The sequence below is a fragment of the Pseudoalteromonas sp. Z1A6 genome (genome assembly GCF_011378745.1).
Classification (GTDB): domain Bacteria; phylum Pseudomonadota; class Gammaproteobacteria; order Enterobacterales; family Alteromonadaceae; genus Pseudoalteromonas; species Pseudoalteromonas arctica.
Genome location: NZ_WTKW01000432.1, coordinates 1 through 3,112 on the forward strand (window position 1 = coordinate 1; position 3,112 = coordinate 3,112).

2 protein-coding genes are annotated in these 3,112 nt (G+C 39.5%); both read left to right on the forward strand.

Features of this window, described 5'->3' with window-relative positions; translation table 11 throughout:
* Window positions 1-191: 191 nt before the first annotated feature.
* Window positions 192-1,544 carry an NADP-specific glutamate dehydrogenase gene (gene gdhA, locus GQR46_RS18135; protein ID WP_165741898.1) on the forward strand — a complete coding sequence of 451 codons (1,353 nt, stop codon included), beginning with the start codon at window positions 192-194 and terminating at the stop codon, window positions 1,542-1,544.
* Window positions 1,545-1,742: 198 nt separating this feature from the next.
* On the forward strand, window positions 1,743-3,092 hold the full coding sequence (hflX, locus tag GQR46_RS18140; protein ID WP_101217307.1) for a GTPase HflX: 1,350 nt from the start codon (window positions 1,743-1,745) through the stop codon (window positions 3,090-3,092).
* Window positions 3,093-3,112: the final 20 nt, after the last annotated feature.

Genomic DNA, 3,112 nt, shown 5'->3' on the forward strand with positions numbered 1-3,112 from the left:
ATCTTTAATAAATAAAAATCAAACTTCCAATCAAAAATAATTCACGTAGCTCGCGTTAAACATCTCAATTTTTCATGCTAAGGTAATAGTTAATTATATTAAATTAAGACATTAAAGCATGAATCATAAACTTGATCACGTTTACTTTAACATCTGATAAATACTTTTATTATTAACACGGAAGAATAATTATGAATTATATCCATAGCACAATCGCACAATTAAAAAATAGTAGTCCTGCACAATGCGAGTTTTATCAAGCTGTTGAAGAAGTACTTGAATCACTCGAACCTATCTTAGAAAACTCAGAAAAATACAAAAAAAATGCCATTATACAACGCTTAGTTGAGCCCGAACGCCAAATTATGTTTAGAGTTCCCTGGGTTGATGACGAAGGCAATATTCAGGTAAATAAAGGCTACAGAATTGAGTTTAACTCTGCACTTGGCCCCTATAAAGGTGGCTTACGTTTTCACCCAAGTGTGAATGCCAGCATAATTAAGTTTTTAGGATTTGAGCAAATATTTAAAAATGCTTTAACAGGTTTACCGATCGGTGGTGGTAAAGGCGGGGCAAACTTTGATCCCAAAGGGCGCTCAGATGCTGAAATAATGCGTTTTTGCCAATCATTTATGAGCGAGCTCTATCGCCATATTGGTCCTACAACCGACGTACCCGCTGGAGACATTGGAGTAGGGGCAAGAGAAATAGGTTACTTGTTTGGTCAATATAAGCGTTTGACTGGGCGCTATGAAGGTGTTTTAACAGGTAAAAGCTTATTGTGGGGTGGATCGCTTGTACGAAAAGAAGCCACTGGATACGGCGCTGTTTATTTTGCTGACTACATGCTGCAAGCGCGCGGCGATAGCCTACAAGGTAAGCGCTGCTTGGTCTCGGGCGCAGGTAATGTTGCTATTTATGCTATGGAAAAGCTTTATCAAATGGGGGCAACACCAGTAAGTTGCAGCGACTCTCGTGGCACTGTGTATCATGAATCGGGTATAGATTTAAATCTTATTAAATGTTTGAAAGAGCAATCGCGTGATTGCTTGAGCGTATATAAAAAAACTCACCCCGATGCTATTTATATTTCTGCAATTGACTATCCTAAAGATGGGCACGCTGTTTGGCGCTTTAATGCTGCCGCTGCTTTTCCGTGCGCCACACAAAATGAATTAACACAGGCAGACGCTAACGCATTATTATCCGGCGGTTGTTTATTAGTAAGTGAAGGCGCAAACATGCCTTCAACAAAAGAGGCTATTGATTGCTTTATTGCTGCAAAAATTGCGTATGGGCCAGGTAAGGCCGCCAATGCTGGCGGCGTTGCAACAAGCCAATTAGAAATGGCGCAAAATGCGAGCATGCAAAGTTGGACCTTTGAAGAAGTTGATGAAAAGCTAAAACAAATTATGAAAAATATATTTGTTACCGCTAACGACACCGCTACAGAATTTGGTGAGCCTGGAAACCTTTTATTAGGCGCTAACATTGCAGGCTTTAGGCGCGTTGCAGATGCAATGATTGAGCAGGGTGTCGTTTAATATTAAAGCTGAACAATAAGGCTTTAATATAATGTGATTTTAAAACTAGCCATAAAATTGAGTATATTATGGTTAGTTTTAAATATTAACGCCATTAGTGAACTATAACCCTATAAAGCTGGGCTATAACAGCGTAGGATCAAGTTACTTTCGAATGAAAATTAGGTTTGCACTTTAGGTGCATTAAGACAAAAAATTATGCAACTAACTGCAAAACCATCACTTCCTAATGCGTTACTTATTTCTATTAGTACACCACAATTTAAAGGTGACGAAGCAACAGAATCGCTTGCAGAGCTTGCTCGTTTGGTAACTACGTTAGGCTTTAAAGTAGTAGGTACACAATCGCAAAAGCAAAGTTCTACCCAAAAAGTTAATGTACTGGGCTCAGGAAAACTAGCTGAAATAGCACACCTTACCGGCAATAAAGGGATGGTTGAAAACGAGCAAGAAGATGATTTACTTGATGAAGACCCTTTAACCGAAATATCCTCAGAAATTCCATCAGACGAACTTGATTTTGCATGTGCTGATGTAGTGGTATTTGACTGTGATTTAACGCCTTCTCAACTACGTAATGTTGAGAACCAGCTGGGTGTGGAAGTATTTGATCGCACCGGTATTATCATTGAAATATTTAGCCGTCATGCGCGTACTAAAACTGCAAAATTACAAGTTGAAATTGCTCGCCTTAATTATGTAGCGCCACGACTGCGTGAAACATCAACAGGTGATAAAGAACGCCAAATGGGTAAAGGTGCGGGTGAAACCACACTTGAGCTTAATCGCCGTAAGGTGCGCGATCAGTTAGCAGAATTAAAGCGCGAACTTGTTAGTGTTCAAGATGTAATGATGGACAGACGTACGCAGCGCTCTGAGCTATTCTCAGTGGCTTTAATTGGTTATACCAATGCGGGCAAGTCATCAATGATGCGCGCAATTACAGGTAGTGATGTAGAAGGCGAAAATAAACTCTTTGCAACGCTAGATACCACTGTTCGCGCGCTGTATCCGATTACCCAGCCTCGTATATTGGTTTCAGATACGGTTGGTTTTATTAAAAAATTACCTCATGATTTGGTTGCTTCATTTCATTCAACGCTCGCTGAGGCACATGATGCGTCGTTATTGTTGTATGTTGTAGATGCTTCAGATCCTTCTTTTCGCTCACAACTTGAAGTAGTACATAAAGTACTGGCAGAAGTTGGGGTGGAAGGCAGCAAAAAATTATTAGTACTGAATAAGTCAGACCAATTAAGTACTGAGCAGCAGCAGTCGCTAATGGATGAATTTCCTGATGCGATGATGACCTCTACGCGTAATCCAGATGATATTAGTAAATTGCACAAATACATTATTGGCATTGCTCAAGAGGACATGATTGAAGAAGAGATTGTTATACCGTACACAGCCAAAGGTATCGTGGGCGAAATCCGATCGAGTATGAGTGTTGTTAAAGAAGAATATGAATACAGCCACATTAAATTAACAGTGCGCTCGAGTGCGATTGATTTAGAACGTTTAAAAAAGAGAATGCTGAATTTATAATAAATTCAGTATAAAAAAAG